Here is a 3,043-nt window from a genome sequence, read left to right as displayed (position 1 = left end):
AAGAAAAACAATTTGTTATTCACGTTCGATAGAAGTCCACGAAAAGCTGATTGGTGCATATATTGAAAAACATCATTACAACGCTTTGGAGTCATGACCCTATACCTTTTATCTTTCAAATTGGTGCTGCTTGTTTATATTAGCGATTTTGGTCGAGTTGGTGGATGAGCTGAAGCAGTGGAATTTACGACGTTATGGCGCGGGAGATGAATCCAGTTTTGTTTACTGTCACGCTAAACGGGGAATTAAACAGGTCTGTACGATACCTGTGTGTTGTATTTGTCCTAGCTGGATGTGATCTACCTTACAGTGATATTATTGCTGGCGGCGATAGTATTGGGCATGGCGGTGGTGATAACAGCGTCGATGTTTAAGAAATATATATGAGTGCGACGTGAAGATTTATTTCAATTATAAAACAATTGGATACGTTGATTTGAAATAAATTATAAGCTTCGCCAGTTATTGTCAAACATTCAATATCAGAATGAAGATTGACCTGTTGTACGACCAACAGTAGCCCAAGAGGACAGGCATTACGGGTAACGGTTTTGTCTGAAGCTCCTCTGGAAAGTAGCCACCGTTAGGTGTGATCATCCCTGTGAGGGGGTGATTGCGATCCTCGAAGCAGCATCGGGGTAAGGCGCAAGGCTGACTGGTAGGGATAATGTAAGTGAATTGCTGATAAACATCGTTAATTTTGATGTGCCAAAGCTGCTGTCAGGCACTGACCAAAAGGGTATGTGGCTGGTTGCTCTTGTTTATAGTGGGAGCACGTCGTCATCAAAGCCACCGGTGAATAGGCAGATCCTAACCCAGTCGTGTAATTGGTGAGGAACACGGTAAGCCCGTATCGTTGCCTTCGGGGCAGGCAAACCGTAAGGAATGCTATTGACGGTGCGGGTAAAGGAGGATGGAGAAAGCGAAGGTCTGGTCGTAATAGCCAGAATACGGGTTGAAACATCACCTGACGCGAAAGTGAGCCCACTTCCATCTGGTCTTTAATCGCATGAAACCTGTAACACTCTGACGATAATGGAGGAAAGCAGCATGGTAGCGCACTCGGCAACATCAGTGTCTGCGCTTTCCCACGGTTTACTCTGCTGGCACGATATCGATTGGTGTCATGTTGAACAAACGGTGAGAGCACTACAGATCCGGATTGCGAAAGCGTGTAAGGCCAACAACTGGCGCAAAGTGAAAGCGTTGCAACGGATGTTGGTTCGCTCCCGAACCGCCAAATTTCTGGCGGTTCGGCGAGTGACTGAAAGTCGCGGCAAACGAACCCCCGGCGTTGACAGAAAATTATGGTCAACACCAGAAGCGAAGTGGAAAGCCGCCCAGACGTTAAAACGCCGGGGTTATCAGGCGAGTCCTCTTCGTCGGGTTTACATCCCAAAATCAAAGGGTAAACATCGCCCTCTGGGCATTCCTACCCTGAAAGATCGCGCTACGCAGGCGTTGTATCTGCTGGCATTATCTCCTGTGGCAGAAACAACCGGTGATCCAAACAGCTATGGTTTCAGAGCAGAACGCTCAACGGCAGACGCAATGGCACAATTGTTTTGTTGCCTGTCGAAAAAACGTTCTCCACAATGGGTATTGGAAGCGGATATTAAAGGGTGTTTTGATCATATCAACCATGAGTGGCTGCTCGAACATATCCCTATGGATAAGAATGTGCTGTGCAACTGGTTAAAATCAGGTGTCGTGTATCAGGGGGATCTGGCAGCAACAGAGGAAGGAACCCCACAGGGTGGGATTATCTCCCCAACACTGGCGAATATGGTTCTGGATGGATTAGAAGCCTTGCTTAAGAAACACATCGGCAAGGAACGCGCCCGGATAAACAAGATCAATGTAGTGCGGTATGCAGATGACTTTGTAGTCACCTGCCGTTCGAAAGAAAGGCTGGAAGAGCCGGTTAAACCCTGGATTGAAGGCTTTCTGTCCGAACGGGGATTGACGTTGTCTAAGGAAAAAACACACATTACACATATAGATACGGGTTTTGATTTTCTGGGGTGGAATTTTCGCAAATACGACGGAAAGCTTCTGATCAAACCCGCCAAGAAGAATGTGCAAGCATTCTGTCAAAAAGTTAAGGAGACAATCACGGCCAATCGGGCGGCGAAGCAGGTGAATCTTATCCACATTCTTAACCGCCTACTGAAAGGCTGGGCACAGTACCATCAACCCGTGGTAGCCAAATCGACGCTTCATAAAGTGAATGCACAGATCTGGTTTATGCTCTGGCAATGGGCCAGACGGAGACATCAGAAGAAAGGAGCTCAATGGGTGAAAGATCGCTATTTTCACACCATAGGTAACCGGGACTGGGTCTTCGCCTCTGACGCAGAAAGTGGAACGAGGGAAGGGGTACTGTATGATATCTCAAGTATCCCGATACGACGCCATTTAAAGGTGAAGGGGAAGTACAATCCATTTGATCCGGCATGGGAACAAGAGGGTGAAATGTTGCGGACGAAACGGATGATGAATAAGCTCCGGTATCGTCGGCAAATATTCATTCTTTATCGCGAACAACAGGGACGTTGTGCGTTGTGTAAAATGCCAATCACTCAAGAAACAGGCTGGCAGGAGCACAATCTGGTGCCTCGCCATCGGGGCGGCAGAGATGTCATCGGAAACAGAGTATTACTCCATCCTTCTTGCCATCATGAGGTTCATGAGCGCGAATTTTCGGTCAACACGCTGGCCTGCTAAGCAGGTTTATAAAGGCTTGAGCCGTATGCGGTGAAAGTCGCTCGTACGGTTCTTAGAGGGCGGGTGCGTAGTAATACGTGCTCGCTACTCGACGCACCGAATGGTGGGATACAAAAAAGAAGTTAAATTTTGTCTAGTTATCCGTTAATCAGGTGGAAGTAAGTTTTTTTGTTCTTCCTGATAAAATAGTGTGAAAATAGTGGGGGGAATCATAGGAGAAGCAAATAATAATATTGATTCTAAGTAATTGAAATGCTATACATTGACTGCACCAAGTATACCTAATAGTGTATCTATACCTGTCCTTGAAAAGAAA

3 protein-coding genes are annotated in these 3,043 nt (G+C 46.5%); all 3 read left to right on the top strand.

Annotation, left to right across the window (positions count from 1 at the left end; all coding sequences use genetic code 11):
- Nucleotides 1-10: 10 nt before the first annotated feature.
- The 3 genes from Xbud_RS21410 to ltrA all read left to right on the top strand — a co-directional run bounded on the left by Xbud_RS21410 (nucleotide 11) and on the right by ltrA (nucleotide 2,727).
- Nucleotides 11-97: an IS1 family transposase gene (locus tag Xbud_RS21410; RefSeq protein ID WP_422645760.1), complete on the top strand. Its 87-nt coding sequence runs from the start codon at nucleotides 11-13 to the stop codon at nucleotides 95-97.
- 63 nt (nucleotides 98-160) lie between these two features.
- On the top strand, nucleotides 161-298 hold the full coding sequence (locus Xbud_RS20710; protein ID WP_244590009.1) for an IncC plasmid conjugative DNA transfer DtrJ family protein: 138 nt from the start codon (nucleotides 161-163) through the stop codon (nucleotides 296-298).
- Between the two features lie 752 nt (nucleotides 299-1,050).
- Nucleotides 1,051-2,727: a group II intron reverse transcriptase/maturase gene (gene ltrA, locus Xbud_RS16250; protein ID WP_099137043.1), complete on the top strand. Its 1,677-nt coding sequence runs from the start codon at nucleotides 1,051-1,053 to the stop codon at nucleotides 2,725-2,727.
- Nucleotides 2,728-3,043 lie beyond the last annotated feature (316 nt).

Origin of the sequence: Xenorhabdus budapestensis (assembly GCF_002632465.1) — a bacterium.
GTDB classification, from domain to species: Bacteria; Pseudomonadota; Gammaproteobacteria; order Enterobacterales; family Enterobacteriaceae; genus Xenorhabdus; species Xenorhabdus budapestensis.
Note: the sequence above shows the minus strand (reverse complement) of the source record. Positions and strands in the feature narration are given on the sequence as shown.

What these genes read in the sequence shown, in the direction of transcription:
- ltrA (WP_099137043.1), top strand. Translation starts at nt 1,051, where the DNA reads ATGGTAGCGCACTCGGCAACATCAGTGTCTGCGCTTTCCCACGGTTTA.